The organism is Dysgonomonas sp. 520, assembly GCF_010501095.1.
Lineage (GTDB): Bacteria > Bacteroidota > Bacteroidia > Bacteroidales > Dysgonomonadaceae > QVMP01.
This window is the reverse complement of sequence record NZ_QVMP01000068.1, coordinates 1-329: the sequence shown is the minus strand read 5'-3', so window position 1 is coordinate 329 and position 329 is coordinate 1. Positions and strand designations below refer to the sequence as shown.

The 329-nt window shown below is 35.6% G+C and carries 1 protein-coding gene; it reads right to left on the bottom strand.

The genetic code is table 11. From position 1 onward, the window contains the following. The coding region (locus D0T56_RS16925) for a cyclic nucleotide-binding domain-containing protein (protein WP_163321275.1) at nt 1–223 on the bottom strand (223 nt) is incomplete at its 3' end. Nucleotides 224–329: the final 106 nt, after the last annotated feature.

Below are 329 nucleotides of genomic sequence, written 5' to 3'. Positions count from 1 at the left end.
TCTCTTCTACTGAAACAGTAAGCCCCGATTGGGAAATAATTTCTGTCTTCACTTTTCCTTTTGTCAGCATATACAAATGAGATATGCGATCGCCCTGCGCAGCGATCAATTCTCCTCGCTTGTAGGTCTTTTCCACATGATCTATTGCACATCTTATTTGTTCAATCTCTTCGGGTGATTTCTCACGACACATTGTACAAAAAAACAGTAAATCCTGATTCATAAATTCTATTTTTTTCAAAGATACACATAATAAACCTGGCAAGTGTAACAAATGTTACGAATTATATCTCCACATCACTGTATGTTTGCAAAAAGATAATTGAAGA